Source organism: Microbacterium sp. M (assembly GCF_045181065.1).
Lineage (GTDB): Bacteria > Actinomycetota > Actinomycetes > Actinomycetales > Microbacteriaceae > Microbacterium.
In genome coordinates this window covers 3,362,642-3,386,898 of the sequence record NZ_CP173721.1, presented here as the reverse complement: position 1 = coordinate 3,386,898, position 24,257 = coordinate 3,362,642, and the positions used below count along the sequence as shown (strand labels likewise).

19 protein-coding genes are annotated in these 24,257 nt (G+C 69.0%); 10 read left to right on the top strand and 9 right to left on the bottom strand.

Translation table 11 applies throughout. From position 1 onward, the window contains the following. Positions 1-3 precede the first annotated feature (3 nt). The 4 genes from ACI7YT_RS16505 to ACI7YT_RS16490 all read right to left on the bottom strand — a co-directional run bounded on the left by ACI7YT_RS16505 (position 4) and on the right by ACI7YT_RS16490 (position 4,317). A complete protein-coding gene (locus ACI7YT_RS16505) occupies positions 4-1,347 on the bottom strand; it encodes a phenylacetate--CoA ligase family protein (protein WP_406247028.1) in 1,344 nt (447 codons plus the stop codon). Continuing rightward, a complete protein-coding gene (locus ACI7YT_RS16500) occupies positions 1,344-2,399 on the bottom strand; it encodes a glycosyl transferase (RefSeq protein ID WP_406247026.1) in 1,056 nt (351 codons plus the stop codon). The genes ACI7YT_RS16505 and ACI7YT_RS16500 overlap by 4 nt, the downstream gene beginning before the upstream one ends. Further along, positions 2,396-3,172 carry a CDP-alcohol phosphatidyltransferase family protein gene (locus ACI7YT_RS16495; RefSeq protein WP_406247025.1) on the bottom strand — a complete coding sequence of 259 codons (777 nt, stop codon included), beginning with the start codon at positions 3,170-3,172 and terminating at the stop codon, positions 2,396-2,398. The genes ACI7YT_RS16500 and ACI7YT_RS16495 overlap by 4 nt, the downstream gene beginning before the upstream one ends. A 62-nt stretch (positions 3,173-3,234) precedes the next feature. After that, entirely contained in the window at positions 3,235-4,317 is a 1,083-nt protein-coding gene (locus tag ACI7YT_RS16490) for a glycosyltransferase family 4 protein (protein WP_406247023.1), read from the bottom strand. Positions 4,318-4,374: 57 nt separating this feature from the next. On the opposite strand from ACI7YT_RS16490, the gene ACI7YT_RS16485 reads away from it, so the two are divergent. The 3 genes from ACI7YT_RS16485 to ACI7YT_RS16475 all read left to right on the top strand — a co-directional run bounded on the left by ACI7YT_RS16485 (position 4,375) and on the right by ACI7YT_RS16475 (position 11,522). Continuing rightward, the gene (locus tag ACI7YT_RS16485; protein WP_406247021.1) at positions 4,375-5,316 is read left to right on the top strand and encodes a glycosyltransferase family 2 protein; all 942 of its coding nucleotides are present in this window, start codon (positions 4,375-4,377) and stop codon (positions 5,314-5,316) included. Between the two features lie 23 nt (positions 5,317-5,339). After that, a complete protein-coding gene (locus ACI7YT_RS16480) occupies positions 5,340-5,984 on the top strand; it encodes a hypothetical protein (protein WP_406247019.1) in 645 nt (214 codons plus the stop codon). 120 nt (positions 5,985-6,104) lie between these two features. After that, on the top strand, positions 6,105-11,522 hold the full coding sequence (locus ACI7YT_RS16475; protein ID WP_406247017.1) for a PKD domain-containing protein: 5,418 nt from the start codon (positions 6,105-6,107) through the stop codon (positions 11,520-11,522). On the opposite strand, the gene ACI7YT_RS16470 is transcribed toward ACI7YT_RS16475, so the two are convergent. Next, positions 11,476-12,741 (bottom strand): hypothetical protein, encoded by a 1,266-nt coding sequence (locus tag ACI7YT_RS16470; protein WP_406247015.1) that lies wholly within the window; start codon positions 12,739-12,741, stop codon positions 11,476-11,478. The genes ACI7YT_RS16475 and ACI7YT_RS16470 overlap by 47 nt on opposite strands. 143 nt (positions 12,742-12,884) lie before the next feature. Between ACI7YT_RS16470 and ACI7YT_RS16465 the strand changes: the two genes are divergently transcribed. Next, the gene (locus ACI7YT_RS16465) at positions 12,885-14,039 is read left to right on the top strand and encodes a glycosyltransferase (RefSeq protein WP_406247014.1); all 1,155 of its coding nucleotides are present in this window, start codon (positions 12,885-12,887) and stop codon (positions 14,037-14,039) included. On the opposite strand, the gene ACI7YT_RS16460 is transcribed toward ACI7YT_RS16465, so the two are convergent. Both ACI7YT_RS16460 and ACI7YT_RS16455 read right to left on the bottom strand, forming a co-directional pair. After that, positions 13,979-15,358: a hypothetical protein gene (locus ACI7YT_RS16460; RefSeq protein WP_406247013.1), complete on the bottom strand. Its 1,380-nt coding sequence runs from the start codon at positions 15,356-15,358 to the stop codon at positions 13,979-13,981. The two genes, ACI7YT_RS16465 and ACI7YT_RS16460, sit on opposite strands and share 61 nt — an antisense overlap. Beyond that, the gene (locus tag ACI7YT_RS16455) at positions 15,355-16,734 is read right to left on the bottom strand and encodes a polysaccharide biosynthesis tyrosine autokinase (RefSeq protein WP_406247011.1); all 1,380 of its coding nucleotides are present in this window, start codon (positions 16,732-16,734) and stop codon (positions 15,355-15,357) included. The genes ACI7YT_RS16460 and ACI7YT_RS16455 overlap by 4 nt, the downstream gene beginning before the upstream one ends. A 62-nt stretch (positions 16,735-16,796) precedes the next feature. Here ACI7YT_RS16455 and ACI7YT_RS16450 point away from each other — a divergent pair, with 62 nt between their 5' ends. Then, positions 16,797-17,387, top strand: a complete 591-nt coding sequence (locus ACI7YT_RS16450; protein WP_406247009.1) for a hypothetical protein — start codon at positions 16,797-16,799, stop codon at positions 17,385-17,387. 14 nt (positions 17,388-17,401) lie between these two features. Here ACI7YT_RS16450 and ACI7YT_RS16445 read toward each other — a convergent pair whose 3' ends face one another. After that, positions 17,402-18,601, bottom strand: coding sequence for a DUF1972 domain-containing protein (locus ACI7YT_RS16445; RefSeq protein WP_406247007.1), 1,200 nt, complete (start codon positions 18,599-18,601; stop codon positions 17,402-17,404). 4 nt (positions 18,602-18,605) lie between these two features. After that, entirely contained in the window at positions 18,606-20,138 is a 1,533-nt protein-coding gene (locus ACI7YT_RS16440; RefSeq protein ID WP_406247006.1) for a sugar transferase, read from the bottom strand. 348 nt (positions 20,139-20,486) lie between these two features. Here ACI7YT_RS16440 and ACI7YT_RS16435 point away from each other — a divergent pair, with 348 nt between their 5' ends. The 5 genes from ACI7YT_RS16435 to ACI7YT_RS16415 all read left to right on the top strand — a co-directional run bounded on the left by ACI7YT_RS16435 (position 20,487) and on the right by ACI7YT_RS16415 (position 24,079). Beyond that, positions 20,487-21,635 (top strand): low temperature requirement protein A, encoded by a 1,149-nt coding sequence (locus tag ACI7YT_RS16435; protein WP_406250600.1) that lies wholly within the window; start codon positions 20,487-20,489, stop codon positions 21,633-21,635. Positions 21,636-21,707: 72 nt separating this feature from the next. Next, on the top strand, positions 21,708-22,694 hold the full coding sequence (locus ACI7YT_RS16430; protein ID WP_406247005.1) for an intradiol ring-cleavage dioxygenase: 987 nt from the start codon (positions 21,708-21,710) through the stop codon (positions 22,692-22,694). A gap of 17 nt (positions 22,695-22,711) precedes the next feature. After that, positions 22,712-22,882, top strand: a complete 171-nt coding sequence (tatA, locus tag ACI7YT_RS16425) for a twin-arginine translocase TatA/TatE family subunit (protein WP_406247003.1) — start codon at positions 22,712-22,714, stop codon at positions 22,880-22,882. A gap of 4 nt (positions 22,883-22,886) precedes the next feature. Then, positions 22,887-23,660, top strand: coding sequence for a twin-arginine translocase subunit TatC (gene tatC, locus ACI7YT_RS16420; RefSeq protein ID WP_406247001.1), 774 nt, complete (start codon positions 22,887-22,889; stop codon positions 23,658-23,660). Continuing rightward, positions 23,648-24,079: a twin-arginine translocase TatA/TatE family subunit gene (locus ACI7YT_RS16415; RefSeq protein WP_406246999.1), complete on the top strand. Its 432-nt coding sequence runs from the start codon at positions 23,648-23,650 to the stop codon at positions 24,077-24,079. The genes tatC and ACI7YT_RS16415 overlap by 13 nt, the downstream gene beginning before the upstream one ends. The last annotated feature ends 178 nt before the right edge of the window (positions 24,080-24,257 follow it).

The following is a 24,257-nucleotide window of genomic DNA, read 5'->3' as shown; positions in this document are numbered from 1 at the left end:
GGATCAGGCCGTCTCGGTCACGACGGCGGGAGCCGAACTGCGGATGAAGCGCATCTTGCCGCCGACCTGCGGGATGCTGTCCACGATCTCCACGGTGACCGGCACGAGGTCGCGGGTCGCTTCGCGGAGCTTGCGCGTGGCGCCGGCGATGCCGTCGGCCGAGGTCGCGGGTTCCCCGGCGATGCACCGGAGGACGACGCTGTAGTCCTCATCCTGGACGATCTCGAACTGCCTGACCGACAGCGGAGCCTCGTCGAAGATGTGACCCAGCGCACCGGCGATCGTGGTGCCGTCGGGCAGGCGCACGGCATCCGATGCCCGACCCGAGATCGCGCCGAGCCGGGGGAGGCCGCGGCCGCACGCGCAGGTGCCGGGCAGGATCCGGCTGATGTCGCCCAGCCGATAGCGCACGATCGGGAACACGCGGTTGGTCAGATCGGACACGATCACGTCGCCGTCCTCGCCGGGGGCGGCGGCGTTCCCGCTCTCATCGAGGATCTCGACCCGGCGGACGTCGGCGAAGACGTGCAGGCCGTCCTGCTCGGCGCATTCGCCTGCCATCCAGGGCACCTCCGCCGAGCGGTAGTGATCGAAGCACGCAGCGCCGAGCGCCTGTTCGATCTCGCCCCGCGTGCCGGGCGTCAGCGGTGCGGCGGTCACTGCGACCGCGCGTGGAGGGGACAGGCGGATGCCGAGGCGCTGCAGCCGACGCACCAGATCGAGCACCCCGCCGCCGTAGCCGATGAGGAACGGCGGGCGCAGGCGGTTCCAGCTCTCGGCGAATTCTCTCGCCGAGTCATCCGTGATGCGGAAGGCGTCCAGCTGGACGCGACGCGACGGCAGCCAGGCCAGATCATGGCGCAGCCGGCTCGCGCCGGTGAGCACATGTCTGGCGACGATTCCGCGGTCGTCCCATGGCTGCACTCCCCACCAATCGAACAGACGCCATTCCAGTGCTCGTGCCGGGAAGCGCAGGTCGCGCAGGATGTGCAGCGGGAGCCCCGTGCTGCCTCCGGTCTTCGATACCGAGGTGTTCCGAGCGTTCGCCTCGTCCGTACGGATCGCGGTGAGATTGTCGCGCAGCATCTGCTTGTCGACGAACGGCAGGGCGGAGAACGCCTCGTCATCACGAAGGTCTGCGGCGGTGAAGCCGTGCGCGGAATACAACTCGCGGTAGAACGGGCTGTGGGCGAACGCGAACCGGGCATGCGCAGCCGAACGCCGGCGGGACAGCTCCTCGATCGCCTCTGCGCTCAACGCATCGGCGGTCAGGAAATCGCGGTAGGCACGGATGCTGCTGCGTCCGGTGGCGGCGGTTTTGAGTCGAAACGCGGCTTCGCGGATCATGCGAGCACCTCCGCGGGTCGCGCTGCCGCCTCGAGAGGGCGCTTGTTCGCGAGCGCCGCGCGGTAGGCGTCGGCGTGCGCGGTACCCGCGTCACCCCACTCCCGCAGCGACAGGTCGGGGCGATCGCCCGGACGAAGCCTGCTCGCCGATCGCCATGCCGAGACCAGAGCCTGCCCGTCCAATTCGCCGTCGTACATGAGCACCCAGTCGCGGCCGACCTCGCGTGCGAGCGATTCGTTCACCTCGTTGCGCGGCACCAGTACCGGCCGGTCGAGCGAGAGTGCGGCCAGCACACTGCCGGAGTTGTGCATGAACCGGTAGGCCAGCACCACGAGCTCGGACGTCGTCGCGAGTTCGACGAGCTCGGCATCCGAGAGGAAGGTCAATTGCAGTCGCACGCCGGCGAGATCGGCCGTTCGCCTGCGCAGGTCGTCGCCGAGTTCGGGTGTCGACGGGCGGCCGCCGATGCTCAGCGTGAGGTCGGGCTCGATCGAGACGGCGTCGGCGTACGCGGCGACGAGAGCATCGACGCTCTTGTAGCGCCGGACCCCGCCGAAGGTGCCGAGCCGACCCGGTACCCGGTCCCGATGGAGTTGAGGCGCGTACCAGTCCCGGTAGTGGCCATGCAGGATCAGCGTGTGCGGCGTACCCGCGGGCAGGCGGGTCGTCGTGTTGAGCACGATGCGGTGGTCGGTCTGCGCGTCGATCCGGCGCAGCAACCAGGTCCGCGCAGTGTTGTCGTCCGGCAATTCGACATTGTGGACGGTTCGGACCACGGCGATCCGTCGTGAGAGGCGATGCCGCAGGCTCAGCAATGCCGTCAGTGCGTACTTGCCCGCGGACTTCCACCAGGTCGTCCCGTGCAGCTTGCCCTCCGGCCAGTGCCAGTGGAACACGTCGTAGCGTCCGAAGAGCGCCCCTGCCCAGGAGAACCGGCGGTGCTGGATCGTCGGGTCGTCGGCGAGTGCGTCGTCGAGCATCGTGATGTACGGGTTGGTCGTCGCACGGGGCGCGCGGAAGGACTGCATCACGCGCAGCGGCTCGCCGGTCATCGCGGCAGCTCCGCCGGCGTCGGCGACGCGATCGATGCCGCTTCCATGCGACGGATCGAGCTGTACCAGCGCGCAGCGGCGAGGCCGAGCACGAGGACGTTGGCCACCGCGAGCAGCGAGTACACCGCGACGAACGCGGGTTGCACCCACAGCAGCACGAACGTGAGGCACAGGAATCCGTAGTCCGTCGGCAGCACCACGAGGGAGTAGAGCGGGCTGCTGCGCCACGCCTCTGCAGGTGCCGTCTCGTCAGCGATCGGATGCTGCGCACGATGGATCCGCCGCAGGAGATCGGTCGCGATCAGGCCGAAGAAGAAGATGCTCGCGACGGCGCCGAACGAGAGCGGAACAACGAGCCACGGCAGCGGGAGCTCGAAGAACCGGAACCAGCAGATCAGGACGGCGGCGTGCAGTGTCGCGGCCTTGGTGGCGTCGAAGAAATGGTCCAGCCACTCGCCGGCCAGGCTTCCCGTCCCCGTCAGCCGCGCCAACTGCCCGTCGGCGGAATCCAGTGCGTAGCCCAGCACGAGCAGCACCGCCACGAGCGCGGATGACCACCAGGTCGGCCGGACGAGTGCGATTATCGCGATCGCCGAGAACGTCGCGGCCGCGCTGACCAGCGTGACCTGCGTCGGTGAAAGGCCGCGCGCATACGCCAGTGCGGCGAGCGGACGGCCGAGCGGGCGGTTCACGAAGCGCGAATACGCCGCGGCCCCCTTGGATGACTTCTGCGCGGCGGACAGCCGCGACATCGCGTCGGAAAACATGCTCATCGGATCCCCCAAAGATCTCGAGCGGGCGTCCAGATGATCCGGCCCCCTGCCGGATCCCGCCCTCAATTCGCGATCGCGAACCGTCTGGCGACGGCATCCCGATAGCGATGCACCACTGCGCCCCAATCGCAGCGGATGAGTACATCATGACGCAAAGAGGCCTCGGATGGCGACCCCCATGCGAGATCGATGGCGGCGGCGGCCGCGGACGGCGCGGCATCCAACGGCACGAAGCGGGCGACAGCGCCGACGTTCTCGCGGTGCACGGGGATGTCGCTGACGACCAGCGGGGCGCCGCAGGCGACCGCTTCGATCGGGGTGAGGCCGAAACCCTCATCACGGGACAGGCTGATGCTCACCGCGCAGTTCCGGTACAGCCACGCGAGCTCGTCATCGTCCAGCCGCCCGGCGAACAGCACGCGGCCGTCGGCGCGCAGCCGGTCGACCTCGGCGGGCAGATCGGCACCGACTCCCGAGTGCTCCGCGCTGCCGACCACGACGAGCGGGCTGGTCGGCGTGATGTGCGCGCTCGCGGCAGCGGCCTCGATGACGGCGAGGAGGTTCTTGCGCACGTTCAGCCGACCGACCGTCAGAGCGAAGGCCTCAAGCCCGGCGGCGATCTCCGGGCGCCGAGGATGCGCGTCGACGATCGCGGGCGGTGCGCCGAGCGCGATCGTGACGACCGGAGCGTGCGCACGGGGGAGGTGACGTTCGAGGCGATCGGCCTCGGTCTGCGACGACGTCACGACGAGTCCGGCGCGCCGGGCCGTCGGCAGCATGGCGGAGAAGTACAGCTTCTCGGAGCGGCTGAACCATTCAGGGTGCTCGACGAACATCACATCGTGGATGAACGTCGCCGACGGGCCGCTCCAGGGCGTGTAGTTGTGCGGGATGACCGCGTCGACGTCGTGCCGACGTGCGATGCGGCCGAGTTCCACGACGTTCGACAGCGCATGCGGCCAGAGCCGGGTGCCGGCGCGCTCTGCGCGGTCGGGGAGCCCGGCTCCCGACGCGTCGTGCCGCAGTGCGACGATGATCTCGTCATCCGGGAACTCCGCAGCCCAGGCGGCGATCAGTTCGCGCTGCACAGAGCGATTGGCGGCGGGTCCCCGATCCCACCAGTATCCGTCGAACAAGAGCCTCATGTTCTTCTCCCCAGGGTCGGCTATACACTACAGACGGTTCTGGGGATCGGGGGATGCATGAACGGGACGCTGGCTGTCGTCGTGGTCAATTACGGGTCGAGCGCCCTCGTCGAGAGCAATCTCGGTGCTACGGCGGATGACGCCGAACCGGCGCACGTGGTCGTCGTCGACAATTACTCGACATCGCAGGAACGCGACCGGATCCGCGAACTCTGCGCTCGCCGCGGATGGGAACTCGTCGCGCCGGCCGACAACACCGGCTTCGGCACCGGCATGAACATCGGCGCCCACCGTGCCTTCGAGCTCGGGGCGACGGAGCTGCTGCTGCTGAATCCGGACGCGCGCATCGACGCGGCCTCCGTCGACGCCCTCCGTGCGGCCGTCGCAGGACCGGGACGCATCATGGCATCGCCGATCGTCCGCAGCCCCGATGGTCGGGTATGGTTCGGCGGCCTGGACCTGTATCTCGACGATGGCACCATCCGTGGCATCAGGCGACGTGCGGACTTCCCTTCGGCGGAGCGCATCGAGTGGCTCAGCGGCGCGTGCCTGTGGATCACCCGCGAGGTATGGGATCTCGTCGGCGGCTTCGACGACGGTTACTTCCTGTACTGGGAGGACGTCGACCTCTCGGCACGGCTCCTCGCCGCCGGGGGTGAGGTGGTCGTCGTCCGCGACGCCGTCGCCTGGCACGATGAGGGCGGCACGCATCGCGGCGCGGACCAGCGGTCGGAAGCGAAATCCGCGACGTACTACTACTACAACATCCGCAATCGGATGCTGTTCGCCGCCCGCCATCTCGACGACTCCGGCATCCGCGCCTGGTCGCGCACGTCGCTGCGCGCGGCGAAGGCGATCCTGCTGCGCGGAGGGCGACGTCAGTTCCTGCGGCCGGTTCCCCCGTTGCGCGCCGCATACCGCGGTCTCAGAGACGGGCGTCGCATCGCCGTCGAGGCCATCCGCGCACACCGCACCGAGTCGAGCGCACCGCGCGCGTAGACTGCGCTCAGAACAGGAGCATCGTGGACAATCCTTCGTCGCAGACGCGCCGCCGCTGGCCGGTCATCGCGGGAATCGCCGTGCTCGTCGTGGCGGCCGTCGTCATCTGGCTGCTGATCGCTCGACCGTGGTCGACCGACACGGTGGCGACGCCGCCGCTGCCGTCACCGACATCGACCCCGACGGCCGAGCCGACCCCGTTGACGTCCGCGAGCGGCACGCCGGTCACGCCGACACCGCTGCCGACGGCATCCGACAGCCCGATCGCCCCTGAGCTCGCGCCGGTCGAACCGACGCAGCCCGCGGTGGGCTCGGACGGCGTCGTCGTCTCGCTGCCCCTGGTCGAAGCCATCGAGGGTGAAGGCGTCGCACCGGGTGAGACATCGGGGCCGGCGATCCGCGTCACCGTGCGCATCGAGAACGCGACCGACGAGCCGCTGGACACCGCGTTCATCATCGTGAACGCGTACACCGGCGCCGATCGCAAGCCGGCGCCTGCACTGACCAAACCCGGCGGCGAGCCGTTCGAAGGCACCATCGCGCCGGGCGACTCCGCCGAGGGCGTGTTCCTCTTCACGGTCGCCGCCGACGCCCGCTCGGACGTGACCATCGGAGTCGACTACCGCGCAGGCGAGGCCACCGTGGTGTTCGAGGGTGCTCTCGACTGACCCACCGCCGCACATCGGCACTTCCCCTGGAGCGTTCGTAGCGCTACACTGACGCCCGGGACCGCATTCTTGTGCGGTGAACATGCCGTGGGGACGGCTCATCTGGGGAAGGTCACGATCGTGACAGCTTTTGGGGAATCGGCGACGTCTGTGCGCCGCAGCAGGACGCGTTCACTCGTGATCGCGACGGGCATGACGATCGCGGCGCTGTTCGGTGCTCTCGTCGTCGCGCCACCGGCATCAGCGGACACCGCGCCGCCGCCCGAAACGGTCAATGCGCCGGCGACCGTGAGCGCGGACCCTTTGCCGACCGTGCAGATCAACGGTGTCGCGTGGACGCAGTCGGTCGCCGGGACGACGGTGTTCGCCGGTGGTGAGTTCACCAGCGCACGCCCGGCCGGTGCCGCCCCTGGTACGAACGAGACCTCGCGAGCGAACATGCTCTCCTACGACATCCAGACCGGGGTGATGAAGTCGTTCGCCCCGGCGGTGAACGGACGCGTCCTCGGCTCTGCGGTCTCTCCGGACGGCACCCGGCTCTACGTCGCCGGTGGGTTCACCAGCGTCGACGGCGTCGCGCGGTATCGGCTGGCCGCATTCGACACCGCGACAGGTGCGCTGATCGGCAATTGGGCTCCTGGCGCCAATGGTGCGGTGATCGACATCGTCGCGACCGACACCACTGTCTACATCGCTGGGGAGTTCACGAACGTGAACAACACGCCGCGCACCCGTGTTGCAGCGCTGAACGCGCAAACGGGTGCCGTGCTCCCGTTCAACCCTGTGCTCGCCGGCGGCTACGGTGCTCGCGCCGTTGTCGTGTCGCCTGATGCGTCCAAGGTCGTCATCGGCGGCTCTTTCACGTCGACCAACGGATCGACGAACCCGGGCCGCGGGCTCGCGGCGCTGGATGCCTCGACGGGGGCCAGCCTTCCGTGGGCGATCAACAGCGTCATTCGCAACGCCGGCACCGCATCCGCGATCTACTCATTGGCCTCGGACGGAGACAGCGTCTACGGCACGGGGTACGACTTCGGTGGCAGCAAGACCGAGGACGATTTCGAAGGCTCCTTCCGCGCCAGCTGGGCGGACGGCTCCATGGTCTGGATGGAGGACTGCCACGGTGACTCCTACTCCGTCTTCCCGTTCAAGGGTGCGGTCTACAAGGCGGACCACTCGCACTACTGCGGCAACATCGGTGAGTTCCCGCAGCTGAATCCATGGAAGCTGGACTACTCCCTCGCCTTCTCCAAGGAGCCGTCCGACCGCACCATCACGCCGGACATCTGGGGCTATCGCAGCTTCACCGGTCAGCCGGCAGGGCGTCTGCTGCACTGGTACCCCGAATGGGTTTCCGGATCGGCGACCGGCATCAATCAGGCAGGCTGGGACGTCACCGGCTCCGGGGACTATCTCCTCTACGCCGGCGAGTTCACGCGGGTCAGCGGTGTGGGTCAGCAGGGACTCGTCCGATTCACCACCGTCGACAAGGCGCCGAACGACTTCGGACCGAAGATCCTCGGAGGCGCGTGGCCGATCACGACGACATCCTTCCGCGCCGGCACCGCCCGCATCGGATGGCAGGCGAACTACGATCCCGACAACGCGCAGCTCACCTACGAGGTCTTCCGTCGTGGCGTCGCGGCGCCGGTGCACACCGTCAAGGCCGAATCGACGTACTGGGTGCGCCCATCCCTGGGATACACCGACACCGGACTCGTCGCGGGGCAGACCTACGAGTACCGCGTCCGCGTGACGGATCCGACCGGCAACAGCACGGTCTCCGACTGGCGGGCGGTGACGGTCTCGGCGACCAACACCGGAACCGCGTACAACCAGGCGATCATCGACCAGCAGCCGGTCGGCTACTGGCCGCTGTCCGAGGCATCGGGGACAGCCGCGTACGACTGGGTCGGCGCGAACGATGTGAAACTGACCTCGAACGTGACGCGCAACGTCACGGGACAGGTCGTCGGAGAGTCCTCCAAGGCGAGCAGCTTCTCCGGGTCCAACTCCTTCGGGGTCACCACCACGGCACGACCGGCACCGGACGTGTTCTCGGTCGAGGCATGGTTCAAGACCACCAGCACGAACGGCGGCAAGATCGTCGGGTTCGGCAACGCGGCCACGGGGAGCTCAGCGAGTTACGACCGGCACATCTACATCAACGGCCAGGGGCGGCTCACCTTCGGCGTGTACCCGGGCTCGGTGCAGACGATCTCGTCCGGCACCGGATACAACGACGGCGCCTGGCACCAGGTGGTCGGAACGCTCGGGGCCGGAGGAATGGAGTTCTTCGTCGACGGTGTGCGCATCGGGTCGCTTCCCGGTGTCACCAACGGCCAGAGCTACTCCGGATACTGGCGGATCGGCGGAGACAACCTCTCGTCGTGGCCGCAGGCCGGATCGACTTACCTGAACGGTCAGATCGCGGATGTCGCGGTCTACGATCGCGTGCTCAGCCGCGAAGAGGTGGATGAGCATCGTGTCGCCTCCGGACGGGAGTCGACCATCCCCGCCGCACCCGCCGATGCCTACGGCGCCGCCGTATACGGCACGTCGCCGTCGATGTACTGGCGGCTCGGCGAGTCGTCCGGAACTACGGCGGCGGACTCCAGCCGGGAAGGATTCCCCGGCGTTTACAACAGCACCAGCATCGTGCGCGGCGAATCGGGCGCGATCGACGGAACGAGCAACTCGGCCATCCGGTTCACGTCCTCGAAGAACGTCTTCGGCACCTGGAACAACCGGCAGACCGTGATCAGCTCGCGCGCCGTCACGAGTCCGTCCACCTTCGCGATCGAAGGCTGGTTCAAGACGACCAGCACGGGCGGCGGCAAGCTCGTCGGATTCGGCAACAGCAACGCCAACACGACGAACGCCAGCGGAACCTACGACCGGCACGTCTACATGACGCCGTCCGGTCAGCTGAAGTTCGGCACGCACGACGGCGCGCAGCACATCCTGGCGGCGCCGGGCACGTACCGCGACGGCAGCTGGCATCATGTCGTGGCACAGCAGTCGAGCGCCGGCATGCAGCTGTTCGTCGACGGTGCGCTGGTGGATTCGAACACCGTTTCCACGGCATCCGTCTACTCCGGCTACTGGCGCCTGGGCGGCGACACCACGTGGGAAGGCGATCCGTTCTGGGTCGGCTCCCTCGACGAGGTCGCGGTCTACGGCACCGCTCTCAGCGCTGCGCAGGTGCAGCAGCACTTCGAGGCGGGCACGACCGGCGCGGTGAACCAGTTGCCGACGGCCGAGTTCGCCTCCGCCGTCACCGACCTGTCTGCGAGCTTCGACGCTTCGACGTCGCAGGATGCTGAGGGGCCGCTCGAGGCGTACACCTGGGACTTCGGCGACGGGGAGGCGGGCACCGGCGTGACCGTCACGCACGCCTATGCCGCGGCCGGCACGTACCCCGTCAGCCTCACCGTCCGCGATTCCGGCGGCCTGGAGAGCACGACGACGCACGACGTGACGGTCGCCGCTCCCAACGCTTTGCCGACGGCATCCTTCGTGGCAGCAGCGACGGATCTGACCGTCGCGGTCGACGCGACCGCGAGCACCGATGCGGACGGGACGATCGCCACCTACAGCTGGTCGTTCGGCGACGGTGCGAACGGCACCGGCGAGACGGCAGCGCACACGTATGCGGCGGGCGGGGACTACGAGGTCTCGCTCACGGTGACGGACGACCGAGGCGGCAGCGCGACGACGACCCAGCAGGTGTCGGCGGCCGCGCCGAATGCCGCGCCGACAGCGGTCTTCACAGCGTCCACGGACGTCGAGAGCCTGACCGCGTCGGTCGACGGGTCGGCCTCGACCGATCCGGACGGCACGATCGCATCGCACGCCTGGGACTTCGGCGACGGGGCCACCGGGGCGGGAGCGACCGCCACTCACACCTATTCGGCACCAGGCAGCTATCCGGTCACGCTCACCGTGACCGACGACGACGGTGCGACGCACAGCGTCACCCACGACGTCGTGCTGATCCCCGAAGATGTGATCGCGGCGGACGCGTTCTCGCGTGATGCGACCGCCGGCTGGGGTGCTGCCGATGTCGGCGGTGCCTGGACAACCACGGGTGGTTCTGCCGCCTTCGGCGTCTCTGATGGTCGCGGCACGATCGCGCTCGCTCCGTCGCACTCCCGTGAGGCGAGGCTGAACGCGGTGTCCTCCGCGGACAGCACCGTCGACGTGCTGCTGTCCGCCGACACGGTGCCGGCCGGTGGCTCGGCCACCATCTCGGTGGCCGGCCGCGTGGTCGGCAGCTCGCAGTACCTGGCACGGGTGCGGCTGGAACCGGGCGGCGTCATCCGCCTGTATCTCCTGCGCAACAACGACGTGCTCGGAGGCGGGAGCTTCGTGCTTCCCGGTGCCTACGTCGCCGGCCAGCAGCTGCACCTGCGGATGTCCGCCCTCGGTGCGGGCACCACGAACCTCGGCGCCAAGGTGTGGGTCGAGGGGACGGCCGAGCCGTCGGCCTGGCAGTTGCAGGCCACCGACACGACACCGGAGCTCCAGGCCGCCGGAAGCATCAGCATCCGCACGTCGTCGAGCTCCGTGTCGACCGTGCCGTCGCTCGTGCTCGGCTTCGACGACCTGCGGGTCGTGGCAGGCGAGGTCGCGGCTCCGCCGGCGCCGAACCAGGCGCCGACCGCAGCGTTCGCGTCGACGGTCGATGGACTCGCGGTCGCGGTCGACGCTGCGGGCTCGAGCGACCCGGACGGGTCGATCGCCGGCGCGACGTGGGACTTCGGCGACGGCGCGAGCGCAACGGGTCTCACGGCGTCCCACGAGTACGCGTCGGCAGGGACCTACACCGTCACGCTCACGGTCACGGATGACGACGGTGCGACGGCCACGGCGACCGAGGAGGTCATCGTGAGCGATCCGCCCCCGGCGCACGTCGTGGCTGACGACTCGTTCGACAGGGAGGTCACCGGCGGTTGGGGCAGCGCCCCCGTGGGGGGAGCCTGGACGACGTCGGGAGGCGCCGCGGCCTTCGCCGTCGGCGGTGGAGTCGGCGCGATCTCTCTCGCACCATCGCACACGCGCGAGGCGCGACTGAACGCGGTGTCGACGACGGATGCCGTGATCACGACGAACTTCGCAGCCGATGTCGTCCCGGCCGGTGGTGCGATGAGCATCACCGTGCTCGGACGAGTGGTCGGCGCCTCGACGTATTCCTCACGGGTGCGCCTCGAGTCGGGCGGCGCGATCCGCGTGTACGCGCTGCGCGACGAGACACCGCTCGGCGGCGGGAGCGTCGTCCTTCCCGGTGCCTACGTCGCCGGTGACGTCATCCACGTCCGCACGAACGTGACGGGGACGAATCCGACGACCGTGGCGGTGAAGGTCTGGGTCGGAGCCGCCGCGGAACCAGCGGCATGGACGATCCAGGCGACGGACAGCACGGCCGCTCACCAGGCGGCTGGCACGCTCGGGATCAAGGCTGCCGTCAGCGCGAACTCCACTCACCCGGTCACGAAGCTGACGGTGACCGACTTCCACGTCGAGAACGGGCAGTAGACGGCGCCAGAGCCAGCGCCGCCATCAGGGCGAGCGTCGTGTAGGACGTCAGCAGCGGGCTGAAGAAGGTGTCCCAGACGCCGAGCGCGGTGAGGAAGATCAGTGCGGCCGATGCGGTCCGCAGTGAGACGTGCCGCGCGGTCGCGTACACCGCGAGCACGCAGATCGCGAGCGCGAAGACGGCACCGAGCGGTCCGTAGCGGATCCACAGGTCGCCCAGCACGGAGTGGACCTCGAACTGCCCCCCGAACATGTAGCGCTCGACGTAGCCGTTGTTCGGGTCGTAGTTGAGCGCGCTCATCCCCGTCTTGGCGAGCCAGACGTCATTCGAGGTCGGCACTGTGCCGCTGCCGTATCCCCACGGCTGGGCGGAGATGAGCCCGACGGCCGCGCCCATCTCGGGTCGACCTCCGGCGAGCAGAGAACCGGACGTGTCGATCTGCGCCTGGGTGCGCTCCGCTGCGGCCTCACCCAGCACGCCGTCCAGGATCAGCGCCTGGAACAGGAGGAACACGCTCAGACCCAGTGCCGCAAGGCCGAGGATCGTCTGCCAGGGCCGCGGTCTCAGCCGGCCCGTTCCACCGCTCGTCATCTGCCACAGCACGAGCACGGCGGTGAGCAGCAGGAACGCCGTCATCGAGCGCGAGTCGGAGATCGCGGAGACTCCGGCGACGGTGACCAGTGCGATGAGCTCCAGGATGCGCGAGTTCCTCATCGCGGCGATCCCGAGCAGGATGAGCGCGACGGGGATGGCGAGCGAATATTTCCAGAGGTTCGCAGGATTGCCGCCGGTGAGCACGATGTTCACGAGTCCGCCGACGCCGAAGGCCACGATCGTCGCCCCGGTGCCGATCAGCGAGCGCGCCCACAGCAGCATCCCGATCGAGCAGAGGAACGACAGCATCATCAGAGTCTGTGCGATCAGCAGGGAAGTCGAAGAGGAGCGTCCCGAGTCGAGCTGGGTGAGGGCAGCACCCCAGGCGACGGCGCCGGCCCCGACCAGCAGAAGGGACCGTGCGCGACGGAACCGCTTCAGGTTCGTAACCCACATCGGTGCGAGGACGACGCCGGCGATGAGGCAGATCGTGACGCCAGGCCCGTACTGCGCGCGCATCGCCGCTGTCATCGCCGCCACCACGGCGACGAGGACCGGCAGCAGCGCGCTGTCGCGAGGCGTCGCGGACTCCGCGGTGATCGTCCGTCGCCATCGATGCGTCATCGGCTCCATCGTGTCGGTTCACCCCCTGTCGCGACACTGCCCGTCGCGTGATCACCGGCAGGAAACGGCGGCGCGAACTCTAGAATGATTCTACGCGGACTTCCCGTCTGATCAGGGGCTGCGCTGAGCGATCGGAGGACCGTGTGGGGACGCAGTTCGGTGGCGGGCCGCGCACGCCGGATGCCGTCCCCCACGTGGTCGTCGTGCTCAGCGCGGACCAGGACGCCGTCCAGTGGCGGCAGCGGCACGCCCGCGGTGAGACGCTCGACGAGACGCCGTACGGCTACGAGCGCGCGGAGCCCCTGGTGCGGCTCTCGTGGACGCATTCGAGACCGGAATCCGGGCACGCGCGTCGCCGGCGACGCTCGATCGCGGGCCGACTCGGATTCGACATGGTCCATGTGTGGCGCAATCGCCGACTCATCAGAAGCGCCGATGCCATCTGGACGCATACCGAGCGAGAGCATCTCGCGGTCGCCCTGCTGCAGCTCTTCGTGCGCAGGGGGCGCCGGGTGCCCGTGCTCGCGCAGTCCGTCTGGCTCTGGGATGCGTGGGCGGAATGGGGCGCGGTGCGGCGCCGTCTCGTCGCGGCCCTGCTGCGCACGCACACGATCGAGCTCGTCCACAGCCGCGTCAACCGTGACATCTCCCGGCAGAGCGTGACGGGGCGAGTCGTCGAGCTCATCCCGTTCGGCTCGGCGACGTCGGCTCCGCCGATGGCCCAGCAGGATGCCGGGGCCGAACCGCTCGTCCTCGCCGTGGGAAACGACGCCGACCGCGACTGGGCTGTGCTCGCTGAGGCAGCCGCTCGGCTTCCGCACGCGCGATTTCGGGTGGCGTCGTCGTCTCCGAGGGCCGGTGCGGTCGAATGGCCGGCGAACGTGACCGTTCGTCCGGCTGCGACGCGCACCGAACTGATGGATCTGTACGCCGCGGCATCCGTCGTCGTCGTCCCCCTCATGCAGAACCGGCACGCGTCGGGGGCGACCGCGTGCATCGAAGCGATCAGCGCCGGCCGGCCCCTCGTCGTCACCGCCGCGGGTGGCGTGGACGACTACGTTCGCGACGAGGCCCGGCTGGTCGAGGTCGGTGATGCCGAAGGACTGGCGAGCGCGCTCGCAGATGCGCTGGCCGGCCGCGTCGCCGCCCCCTCCGCGGATGCCGCGGAGCGGCGCGGCATCACGCAGCGCGACTATGTGAACCGCTACCTCCTGGTGACGGCGTGGATGCTGGGACGTCAGGAGTGGGACGCTGCCGTTTCCGAGTTCGCGTCCGTCCCAGCGCCGTCTTCCGGCTGAGGCTCTTCGGGCGCGCTCGCCGTCTCCGATCCGAGCAGCCGTGCACGGTGCCGGATGATGTACCACGAGAACGGGATGACCTGGAAGACGACGACGGCCACGGCGTTCCCCAGCGGGGGACCAGCCGTGCCGATCGCGGGGGTGAGCACGATCGAGAGCGCGAGGCTGGCGAGTGCCATCAGCAGCGTCGGCACGACCTGGAACCGGATGCCCGGTTTGTCCATGATGAACATGCCGAGCGGATACAGCCCCGCCGTGCACGTGACCATCAGTCCGAACGCGAGGATCGTCGTCGTACGCACCTCGAGCGTGCCGTCGGTGATGAAATCGAACACCCAGGGGCCGACGAGTGCGACGAACACGGTCGCGGCGCCGACGCCCGCCGCGAAGATGCCGGCGAGCAGAAACGGACCACGGCGGAGTTCACCGCGGTGTCGTCGGCGTGCGTACATCGGCCAGAGCGCGAGCCCCGCCGCGACGACGAGTCCGTTCAGCGCGAAGAACACCTGGCCCGCGACGCCGTACTCGGCCACGTCCTGGTGCGTTCCCCATTGCGCGAGGACATACCGCTGGGTCGATACGGCAACGGGGTAGGACAGCAGCTGGGCCAGCATCGGCCAGCCGACATCCATGACTCGAACGCCCGGATGACGACGCGGATGCAGCACCATGGCTGCCGCTCGGGGCACGAGAGGGCGGGTGCCGTACGCGGTGAGGCCGAGGCCCAGTGCGCCGACCAGGAACGAAGCGACGTACGAGCTCGTCGCCAGGAACGCATAGGTGTCCGCCGTGCCGAAGGTCAACAGCATCCAGACGCCCAGCAGCGTCAGCGGTGAGATCAGGCCCTGCAGCAGGATGATGAGGTGGTTGCGGCGCAGGCCGAGCATGATGCGCACCCAGATGCCGACCGGCACGCCGAGGCAGAAGATGGTCAGGCATACGAAGGCGGCGAGATCCGCCCCTGGCAGTTCGCCGGTCACGCCGAAGGCGATCGTCCAGCCACCGGTCAGGAGCAGGACGGTGTTGACGAGCATCGTCACCGCGGCGAAGCCGACGAGGATGCGCTCGACCGACGTCAGCTGCGCCGCGAGCGTCCGATCCGTGCGGATGTCGTCACTCGTGGCGATGCCGTTGACGACCACCGCTCCGGCGCCGAGGTCCGTGAAGGACAGCAACGACGGCAACGACGTGAGCATGCTGAACAGGGCGTAGTACTCCACGCCGGCGTCGCCGAGGACGAGACGCGTGGTGAGGACGCCGCACACCAGCGAGATCACCATCGTCAGCGCCTTCGCCCCCAGCGCCAGAATCGAGTTCATCGTGCGATGCGGTCCCGCGCCGCGCGACGGGTGCGCTGCTCGTCCTGCGCGTAGTAGGGACTCTTGTCCGACTTGCGCACCCCGTTCAGCACGATGCCGAGATGCGACTGATGCGTCGAGCCGAGCGCGGTCAGCGCAGACTGCAGCGACTCCCTCTTGGTGGCTCCGGCGCGGACGACGAACAGTACAGAATCGACCTCGGGTGCGAGCCACAGCGCATCGCTCACCGAGAGCACCGGTGCGGTGTCGACGATCACGTATTCGTAGTCCTCGCGGGCCTGGCGGATGATCGCATGCAGCTGTCCGCTGGCCACGAGCTCGCCGGGGTTGGGCGGGAGCACGCCGCTGGTCAGCACGCGCAGGTTGGGGTGGCCCCACTCCTGCACGGCATCCTCCAGCGTGCTGTCGCCGATGAGCACCGTGGTGAGGCCGACGCTGCCCTCCAGCTGGGTGTACCGCGCTGCCGTGGGGCGACGCAGATCCGCCTCCAGGTACAGCACCCGGTGGCCGACCTCGGCGAGGGTGAGCGCCAGCGCCAGGCTGACCGACGACTTCCCTTCGGACGATGCCGCTGAAGTCATGAGGATCACGCGCCGCTGGTCGTCGACTTCGAGGAACTTCAGGGATGCTGCCAGTTGGCGCAGCGACTCGGCGACACGGCTGTCCGGGCGCGCGAGAATCGTCGACGCGAGCTCGCGACCCCCTGGTGCCTCCAGCACCTCGCCGAGCAGAGGCTGCTCGGTCGCCTCGGCGATGTCGGTTCGGCTCGTCAGGCGCGACCCGAACCGGCGCAGCAGGAGCGCGGTCACGACTCCGCAGGCGAGCCCGACGGCACCGCCGATGATGGTGTTCATGCGGGTGTTCGGCGCGACCGGATTGCGGGGCAGCTGCGCGGGCGCGATGGTCTCGATCCGCACGGCCGGGCGGTCGTCCGAGCCGGTGGGGGAGAACTCGCCCACCGCGACGGCCAGCTCCGCGGCGATCGCGTCGGCGGTGGACTGCGCGCCATCGGGAGTGGCGTCCGTCACGCCGATCTCGATGACGACAGTGTTCAGCGGTGCCGAGACATCCACCCGATTGGCGAGGCGAGTCGGCGTCTCAGCGATCTCCAACTCCTCGATCACGGGATCGAGGACGGCGGGCGACGTCGCGAGCACCGTGTACGTCTGCACGAGGTTCTGCACATAGTTCGACCCCTGCACGAGCTCGCTGGTGTTGTCACCGCGCACCGGAATCACGATCACCGACGCCTGTGCGCGATACTGATCCGGCAGGAACTGCGAATAGCCGAACCCCGCGGCCGCGCCGATCGCAGCCAGCAGCACGACCACGATCCAATGCTTCCTCAACGCGGTGAGGTAGTCGTGTAGTGTCATGGCCTGCTCCCTGTTGAGGTGGGGACGTGGATTCTTGCCCGGTCGCACGGAAAGGACGAGGGGTGACTCAGCGCCTGCTCGTGGTGTGCCACGCCAACGTCTGCCGTTCTCCGATGATGCTGTGGACGCTCCGGTCCTTCATGAACGCGGATGCCGTTTCGCTCGCGAGCGCCGGGACCCACGCGCTGCGCCCCGATCCGATCTGCGAGGTCGCGCTGGACGTCCTGGGTGATGCCGTGCCCGCGGAGAGCCGGGAGCGCGGTGCCGTCCAGTTGACGGCGGCGGCGATCGAGGACGCCGATCTGATCATCACGGCGACGAAGCATCAGCGCGGCGAGATCGCCCTGATGTCGCATGACGCGCGCGATCGCACCTTCACGCTTCGCGAGGCGCTGCTGCTGGGCGAGATCGCCGAACGGGGCGGCCACGGGCGCGCCGGCGCGGACCTGGCCGCGTACGCGACCCGACTGCACGGAAGCCGCGGTCTGCTGCAGCTGACGCCGCAATCGCGGCTGCGCCGCCTGACAGCGGATCCGCTCGATCACGCCGATGTCCATCAGGAGCGAGCGCGGGGCCATCGGAAGGGCCTGATCGCCGTCCAGTCGGACGCGCGCCGTCTCGCGGTGCAACTGCGGAGCATGCTCGGCCTCTGAGGTGTGGGGTGCGCTCATGGCGTCCGCACCTGCCTGCTCTGCTCGAACTCCCACTCCGCTGCCCGTCGCCTCGCGCGCCGTGCCGATCCGTGAATCGTCGAGCCGGCCGCGAGTCGATGAGCGAGCTCCTCGTACGCGTCCGCGACCTCGTCCCAGCGGAACGCATCGCGCGCCCGCTCGCGCAGCGCGGCACCGAGCTCGGCGGTCGCCACGGCATCCGCTTCGGCATCGACGAGATGCGTGGCCACGTCGGCCGCGTCGGTGAAGAACCACCCCTGCTCGTCGAGCACCTCGCGGTTGAACGCGACGTCGTAGGCGATCACGGCCGTCCCCGCGCCCATCGCGCGCAGGAGGGACGGGTTCGTCCCTCCGACCGAGTGGCCGTGCAGGTACGTGGCCGCGTTCGCGTACAGGGCGTCCAGCAGCTCCTGATCGTAGACGCCGCCGACGAGGCGGATGCGGGCGTCGCCCTCAGCGGCGCGGTCGATCGCACGGGTGTAGTCGGCGCTGTACGGTGCGGACCCCACCACCACCAGCGGAAGCGTCGCCGTGCTGCGCCGGTACCCCTCGACGATCTCGAGCACGTGATTCTCCGGCTCGAACCGCGCCACGACGAGGTGGTAGCCACCGGAGACCAGATCGAGTTCTGACACACCACGAGCGGGGAGCTCATCGAGGATCGGAGCACCGTACCTGATCATCTCGGTCGGCACATCGAACTGGTGACGGTAGTAGTCGGCGATGCCGGGGGCATCGGCGATCAGCGCGTCCGCCGTCCGCACGCCGAACTGCTCGGCCCAGCGGTAGTACGCCCGCCCGCGCGGCCCCCACTTCGAGCGTCGCCATTCGAGCCCGTCCATGTGCAGGGCCACCCTCGCACCGCGCAGCCGCAGCAGGGGGAGGAACGGCGAGTTCGCCGCGTTGAACACGAAGGTCGCATCCGGGCGGTGCCGCCCGAGAAGGTGCAGCGTCGACAGCCCGGTGTGGCTGAGCGTCTCGATCTGCTTGACCGGCAGCGCCGGCAGGTGAACGACCCGCATGCCCAGATACGTCTTCGACCGGCGCTCGGACCCGCGCGTGTACACGACGACGCGATGCCCACGATCTGCGAGTCGGCGGCCGACTTCCTCGACCGCCGTCTCGAACCCGCCGTATGCGGCGGGTATCCCCCTCGTCCCCACCATCGCGATCGTGAGGCCCTCCCCGTTGCCCATGTCCTCAGTACGCTCCTCTCGGCTGAGCCATGACCTTGGCCGTGCGCCACATGATCTGCAGGTCGTTCATGACGGACCAGTTCTCCACGTACCGCAGATCCAGTCGCACGCTCTCATCCCACGTGAGGTCGCTGCGACCCGACACCTGCCACAGCCCGGTGATGCCGGGCTTGATGTACAGGCGGCGGTAGACCGTGCCGTCGTACGCGGTGACCTCGCTGGGCAGCGGTGGCCGAGGGCCGACGACGCTCATGTCGCCCACCAGCACGTTCCAGAACTGCGGCAGCTCATCCAGCGAGAGTTTGCGCAGCACTCGTCCCACGCGCGTCACGCGCGGGTCGTCCTTCATCTTGAACAGGAGCCCGGCCCCCTCGTTCTGCTCCTTGAGGGCGGCGAGCTGCTGCTCGGCATCCGTCTTCATGGAGCGGAACTTCACCATCCGGAAGATCCTCCCGTCCCGGCCGACGCGCTCCTGTCGGAAGAAGACGGGCCCGGGGGAGTCCGCCTTGATGACGAGTGCGAGCGCCGGAGCGAGCAGCGCGATCGGCACGAGAGCCACGACCGCGACGGCGATATCCAGCGCACGCTTGAGCAGATGGACCCCGCCCTCGTAGGTCGGGATCTTCACCTGGATCAGCGGCAGGCCCTCCACCTGGCGCAGTGACACTCTCGGGCCGGCCACATCCGTGAGTCGGCTCGAGAGGATCAACTCGGACGCCGTGCCCTCCAACTGCCATCCGAGCTGCTTGACGAAGTCCGGATCCCCATCCGGACGGCTCGCCACGATGATCGTGTCCGCGCTGAGCTGAGTGGCCACCGTCGCGACGGTGTTCACGTTGCCCAGCACGGGGAAGCGATCCCCGTCCACCTCCAGTTCGACGGCGTTGCCGTCGAACAGCGTGGCCCCGACCACGTGATAGGCGGTCTCGCCGCCGCGGCGGAGCGAGTCGATGACGTACCTGACGTCCTCGGCATCGCCCGCCACGACGGTGCGCGACGCGTACTGCCCGTCGCGCCGGCGCTGCAGGAGCCACTTGCGCCACATCCACCGCGCGAGGAGAAGCCCCAGCATCCCCACGGGCAGAGCGATCAGCAGCAGCGGTCGGAGTCCCTGCCACTCCCACAGCACGCCGACGATCGCGAGGAACCCGAACGCGAGCCCGCCGGCATGCGCGACGCGCGTGTATTCGGCGGCCCCGGAGCCGAAGACCGCAGCGGCGCGCGTGCTCAGTGCGCTCAGCATCGGGAACCAGACCGCGATCAGCAGCAACCCGTCGCGCACCACGGCGTCGACCGGCGTCCCCAGCACGAACAGCTGCGCGAGCGCGGTCACCGCGACGGCGAGCACGATGATCGCCGCGTCGGTCACGCGCAGGCGCATCCGGTATCGCCGTTCCCACAGCTGCCGGCGCTCGAGCGTCGCAGACACCCGCGGCGTCACGACGGTGCGCGCGGCGACCTTGACGGTCCGCGGCGCGGCGACCGGCACGAAGGCCGGAGCGCGCGTGAGTCCGACGGCGTCCTCGACGGACGTCATGCTCGGACTCCCCGAGCGCAGAATGAACGCAGAATTCCCCAGTGCGCCATGACTTCCCCAGTTTTTCCCCAGTACGCGAGCGTTGTGCTCGCGGAGTCGTCTGCTTCCCGACCCCTCGGGATCCTGCTGCTCGTCAAGACCCCACGTCTTGACGGATCGGATGTCGTTCCCAGGCGACATCCGGATGCAGCAGGCACTGCAGACTGCGCTCACTCTAGCGGATGGCGCGCGTGAGCGAAAGGTATTTCATCCGATTGGACGAAACGGATGCCGCTGATCGCGACACCCCTGCTCTACTCTGTTCCCGTGACAGATCAGACCGCGTCCGACCGCCTCCGCCTGAGCCGCATGCAGCCCCGCGACCCGCACGAGCCTCACCGCACAGCCAGCACGCTCGAGCTGTTCTTCGACCTCGTGTTCGTGGTCGCGATCAGCGTCGCCTCGGCGCAGTTGCACCACGCACTGAGCGCGGGGGACTTCGTGCACGGGCTCACCTCCTACGCCATGGTCTTCTTCGCGATCTGGTGGGCGTGGATGAACTTCACCTGGTTCGCGACATCGTTCGCGACGGATGACTGGCTGTATCGCGTGCTGACGTTCGTGCAGATGGCCGGTGTGCTCATCCTCGCCGCCGGCGTCCCCGCCGCGTTCGAACACGGCGACTTCACGATTCCGGTGATCGGTTACATCGTCATGCGGATCGCGATGATCGCGCAGTGGCTGCGGGCCTCTCGCTCCGACGAACCGCTGCGCTCGGTCACCCGCCGCTACGCAGCGGGCATCGCTCTCGTCCAGCTGCTGTGGGTGGGCTTCCTCTTCGTGCCTGCGCCGTTCCAGATCGCAGCCTTCGTGCTGTTCGCGCTCCTCGAGGTCGCCGTGCCGGTCTTCGCCGAGCGGCGGCATCAGACGCCGTGGCATCCGCACCACATCACCGAGCGCTACGGGCTGTTCACTCTGATCGTGCTCGGCGAGAGCCTGCTCGCCTCGGCCAACGCGATCGTCGGTGCTCTGGAGGAGGTCGAGTCCCTCGGCCCGCTCATCGCGATCGCCGTCCTGACCCTGGTCGTGACGGCTGCGCTGTGGTGGATCTACTTCTGGCCGCCGCACCACCGCGCGATCACGTCGTTCGGCCGGTCGCTGCGATACGGATACACGCACTACTTCGTTTTCGCGGCAGCCGCCGCGTTCTCCGCCGGCATCGAGGCCGAGATCGACCTGCTCACGCACCACAGCGAGCTGTCGAGCACGGCCGCTTCCTTCACGGTGACCGTGCCGATCGCCGTCTTCCTGCTCGGCGTCTGGTGGATCGCGATCCGCGAGAACGCCGACCGCGTCGTCAACGTCGTGGTGCCTGCAGGCGCGCTGCTGGTCCTGCTCGACCCGGTTCTGCCGATCCCGGTGGCGCTGACCGCGGTGATCCTCATCGGCATCGTCACGGTGCTGGTCATCCGACCCCCGGTCACCCGGCCCGCCTCCGAACTCATAAACGGCGCATAGGCCCGGCATACGACCCTGATCGACTCCTCCGCGAACCTGTACTCACTTCCGGTTCCACGTGAGGAGAAGATCATGAGCCGCATCCCCGACCCCGTCGACACCCCGACCGGCCCGACCTACGAGGGCCGCCCGCTCGACCGTCCTGACGAGGAGGTCGTCGACCAGGGCGCCCCCTTCGACATCCGCACCCTGATCAGCCGGCGCAGCGTCATCGGGCTGGCCGGTCTCGGCGTCGGAGCCGTCGTCCTGGCGGCCTGTGCGCCGACCGCGACCAGCAGCACCGGCGCGTCGTCCGGCTCCTCCGGGGCATCCGACGCGTCGACGGGTTCCACCGCCGAGGGCGAGATCCCGGACGAGACGGCCGGTCCCTACCCCGGCGACGGGTCCAACGGACCGGACGTCCTCGAGGAGTCCGGCATCGTCCGCCAGGACATCCGCTCATCGATCGACGGGTCCGCGACGGCCGAGGGGGTTCCGCTGACGATCCGACTCGAGGTCCGCGACATGCAGAACGACGACGCGCCCTTCGCCGGAGCCGCCGTCTACCTCTGGCACTGCACGGCCGGCGGCGAGTACTCGATGTACTCCGAGGGCCTCGAAGACGTCACCTACCTGCGGGGCGTCCAGGTCGCGGATGCCGAGGGCAACGTCTCGTTCACCTCGATCTTCCCCGGCTGCTACTCGGGACGCTGGCCGCACATCCACTTCGAGGTGTACCCGGACGTCGACTCGATCACGGACTCCGAGAACGCGATCGCCACGTCCCAGATCGCCCTCGCCGAGGACGCCGCCACGACCGTCTACGCGGACTCGCGCTACGAGGGCTCGACCGAGAACCTCGCGCAGGTCACGCTGGCGAGCGACAACGTGTTCGGCGACGACGCGGGGGCCCTGCAACTGGCCACGATCACCGGCGAAGCGACCAGCGGCTACACCGCGACCCTGCAGGTGCGCATCGATACCTCGACGACGCCCACCGCCGGCGCCGCGCCCTCCGGCGGCGGCGAAGGCGGGCCCGGAGGCGGCGAAGGAGGCCCCGGCGAACCCCCGTCCCACTGACCCCAGGAGACAGAGACATGTTCCAGAACCTCACCGGATGGCACGCACTGATCATCCTCGCCGTCGTCGTCCTCATCTTCGGGGCGGCCAAGCTCCCCGCCCTCGCCCGCAGCGTCGGGCAGTCGATGCGCATCCTGAAGACCGAGGTGCAGACCCCTGCCGCAGAGCAGCCCGCGACCAGGGAGTGACGCCATGACCGACCTCGCCACGGCTCGGGGCGAGACGGACGCCCCGACCCGGATGCCGCTGTCGTCGCACCTGAGAGAGGCCCGCACCCGCGTGTTCCGTGCGGCGGCGGCGCTCCTGGCCGGGGTGGTCGTCGGCTACCTGCTCTCCGGGATCATCCTGGAGGTGCTCCGCGCGCCGATCCTCGAGATCGCCGAGTCGCAGGATGCGAGCCTCAATTACGACAGCATCACCGGCGCATTCGATCTGAAGCTCAAGATCGCCCTGTTCGCGGGCATCGCCCTGGCCAGCCCGGTCTGGCTGCACGAGCTGTTCGCGTTCCTCGCGCCAGGGCTCACGCGTCGCGAGAGGAAGTACACGTACGGATTCTTCGGCGCCGCGCTGCCGCTGTTCGCCGCAGGGTGCGCCGCCGGCTTCCTGCTGTTCCCGCACATGGTCGAACTCCTCGCGAGCTTCGCGGATGCCGAGGACAGCACGCTGCTGCAGGCATCCGCGTACGTCGACTTCGTCCTGAAGATCGTGCTCGCCACCGGCATCGCGTTCGTGCTCCCGGTGTTCCTCGTGATGCTGAACCTGCTCGGCATCCTTCCGGCGCACACGCTGGCTCGCAGCTGGCGCGTCGCGATCGTGGCCATCGTGCTGTTCAGTGCGATGGTCACGCCTTCCGCCGACGTGCTGTCGATGTTCCTGATCGCGGTCCCGATGACCGCGCTGTTCCTGACCGCGCTCCTCATCGCCTGGCTGCACGACCGGAGGGAGGCGCGGGAATGTTCGGACTGACCGTCGAGAAGCTCTTCGTCGTGGTGCTCATCGCCGCGGTGCTCATCGGCCCGCATCGGATGCCGCAGTACGCCGGTCGTCTCGCCGCCGTGCTGCGGCAGCTGAAGGACATGACGGTGGAGGCCAAGCGCCGGGCCGAGGAGGAGGCCGGCGCCGCGATCGTCCGCGAGGACTGGCAGGCGCTCGATCCCCGCCGCTACGACCCGCGGCGCATCATCCGCGAGGCCTGGCAGGACGAGCCCGCTGCGGCCGCGGACCCCGTGGCGACCGCCGCGGAACCGGAGCGGCCGGACCCTGCGGAACCCCTTCCGCCGCCCCTGGGCCGCTGGGTCATCGCGGGCTCATCCGCGCATCCTCGTCGCGTGTGGGTGGCCGAGGCATCCGTGCCCGACAGCACCCTCTCCGCAGCCGCGAGCTGACCGCTCCCAGGCCGTGTCGGATGCCGCCTGGTAGACTGTTCCTGCAACGTGAGTGACATCGCCGCAGATTCGGCCATCACGTCGCCATGATCAGGGCCATCACGGACCACGCACACCGACGCGCGCGGCATCCGCTCTGATCGAACGAAGAGCGAGATGCGTACGCGCGCGTCCGCCA

Coding starts and splice junctions, on each gene's coding strand:
- ACI7YT_RS16490 (WP_406247023.1), bottom strand. CDS start 4,317: ATGAGGCTCTTGTTCGACGGATACTGGTGGGATCGGGGACCCGCCGCC.
- ACI7YT_RS16455 (WP_406247011.1), bottom strand. CDS start 16,734: ATGACACTACACGACTACCTCACCGCGTTGAGGAAGCATTGGATCGTG.
- ACI7YT_RS16505 (WP_406247028.1), bottom strand. CDS start 1,347: ATGATCCGCGAAGCCGCGTTTCGACTCAAAACCGCCGCCACCGGACGC.
- ACI7YT_RS16430 (WP_406247005.1), top strand. CDS start 21,708: ATGAGCCGCATCCCCGACCCCGTCGACACCCCGACCGGCCCGACCTAC.
- tatA (WP_406247003.1), top strand. CDS start 22,712: ATGTTCCAGAACCTCACCGGATGGCACGCACTGATCATCCTCGCCGTC.
- ACI7YT_RS16485 (WP_406247021.1), top strand. CDS start 4,375: ATGAACGGGACGCTGGCTGTCGTCGTGGTCAATTACGGGTCGAGCGCC.
- ACI7YT_RS16440 (WP_406247006.1), bottom strand. CDS start 20,138: ATGACGTCCGTCGAGGACGCCGTCGGACTCACGCGCGCTCCGGCCTTC.
- ACI7YT_RS16495 (WP_406247025.1), bottom strand. CDS start 3,172: ATGAGCATGTTTTCCGACGCGATGTCGCGGCTGTCCGCCGCGCAGAAG.
- ACI7YT_RS16445 (WP_406247007.1), bottom strand. CDS start 18,601: ATGGGCAACGGGGAGGGCCTCACGATCGCGATGGTGGGGACGAGGGGG.
- ACI7YT_RS16415 (WP_406246999.1), top strand. CDS start 23,648: ATGTTCGGACTGACCGTCGAGAAGCTCTTCGTCGTGGTGCTCATCGCC.
- ACI7YT_RS16435 (WP_406250600.1), top strand. CDS start 20,487: ATGCAGCCCCGCGACCCGCACGAGCCTCACCGCACAGCCAGCACGCTC.
- ACI7YT_RS16470 (WP_406247015.1), bottom strand. CDS start 12,741: ATGACGCATCGATGGCGACGGACGATCACCGCGGAGTCCGCGACGCCT.
- ACI7YT_RS16460 (WP_406247013.1), bottom strand. CDS start 15,358: ATGAACTCGATTCTGGCGCTGGGGGCGAAGGCGCTGACGATGGTGATC.
- tatC (WP_406247001.1), top strand. CDS start 22,887: ATGACCGACCTCGCCACGGCTCGGGGCGAGACGGACGCCCCGACCCGG.
- ACI7YT_RS16500 (WP_406247026.1), bottom strand. CDS start 2,399: ATGACCGGCGAGCCGCTGCGCGTGATGCAGTCCTTCCGCGCGCCCCGT.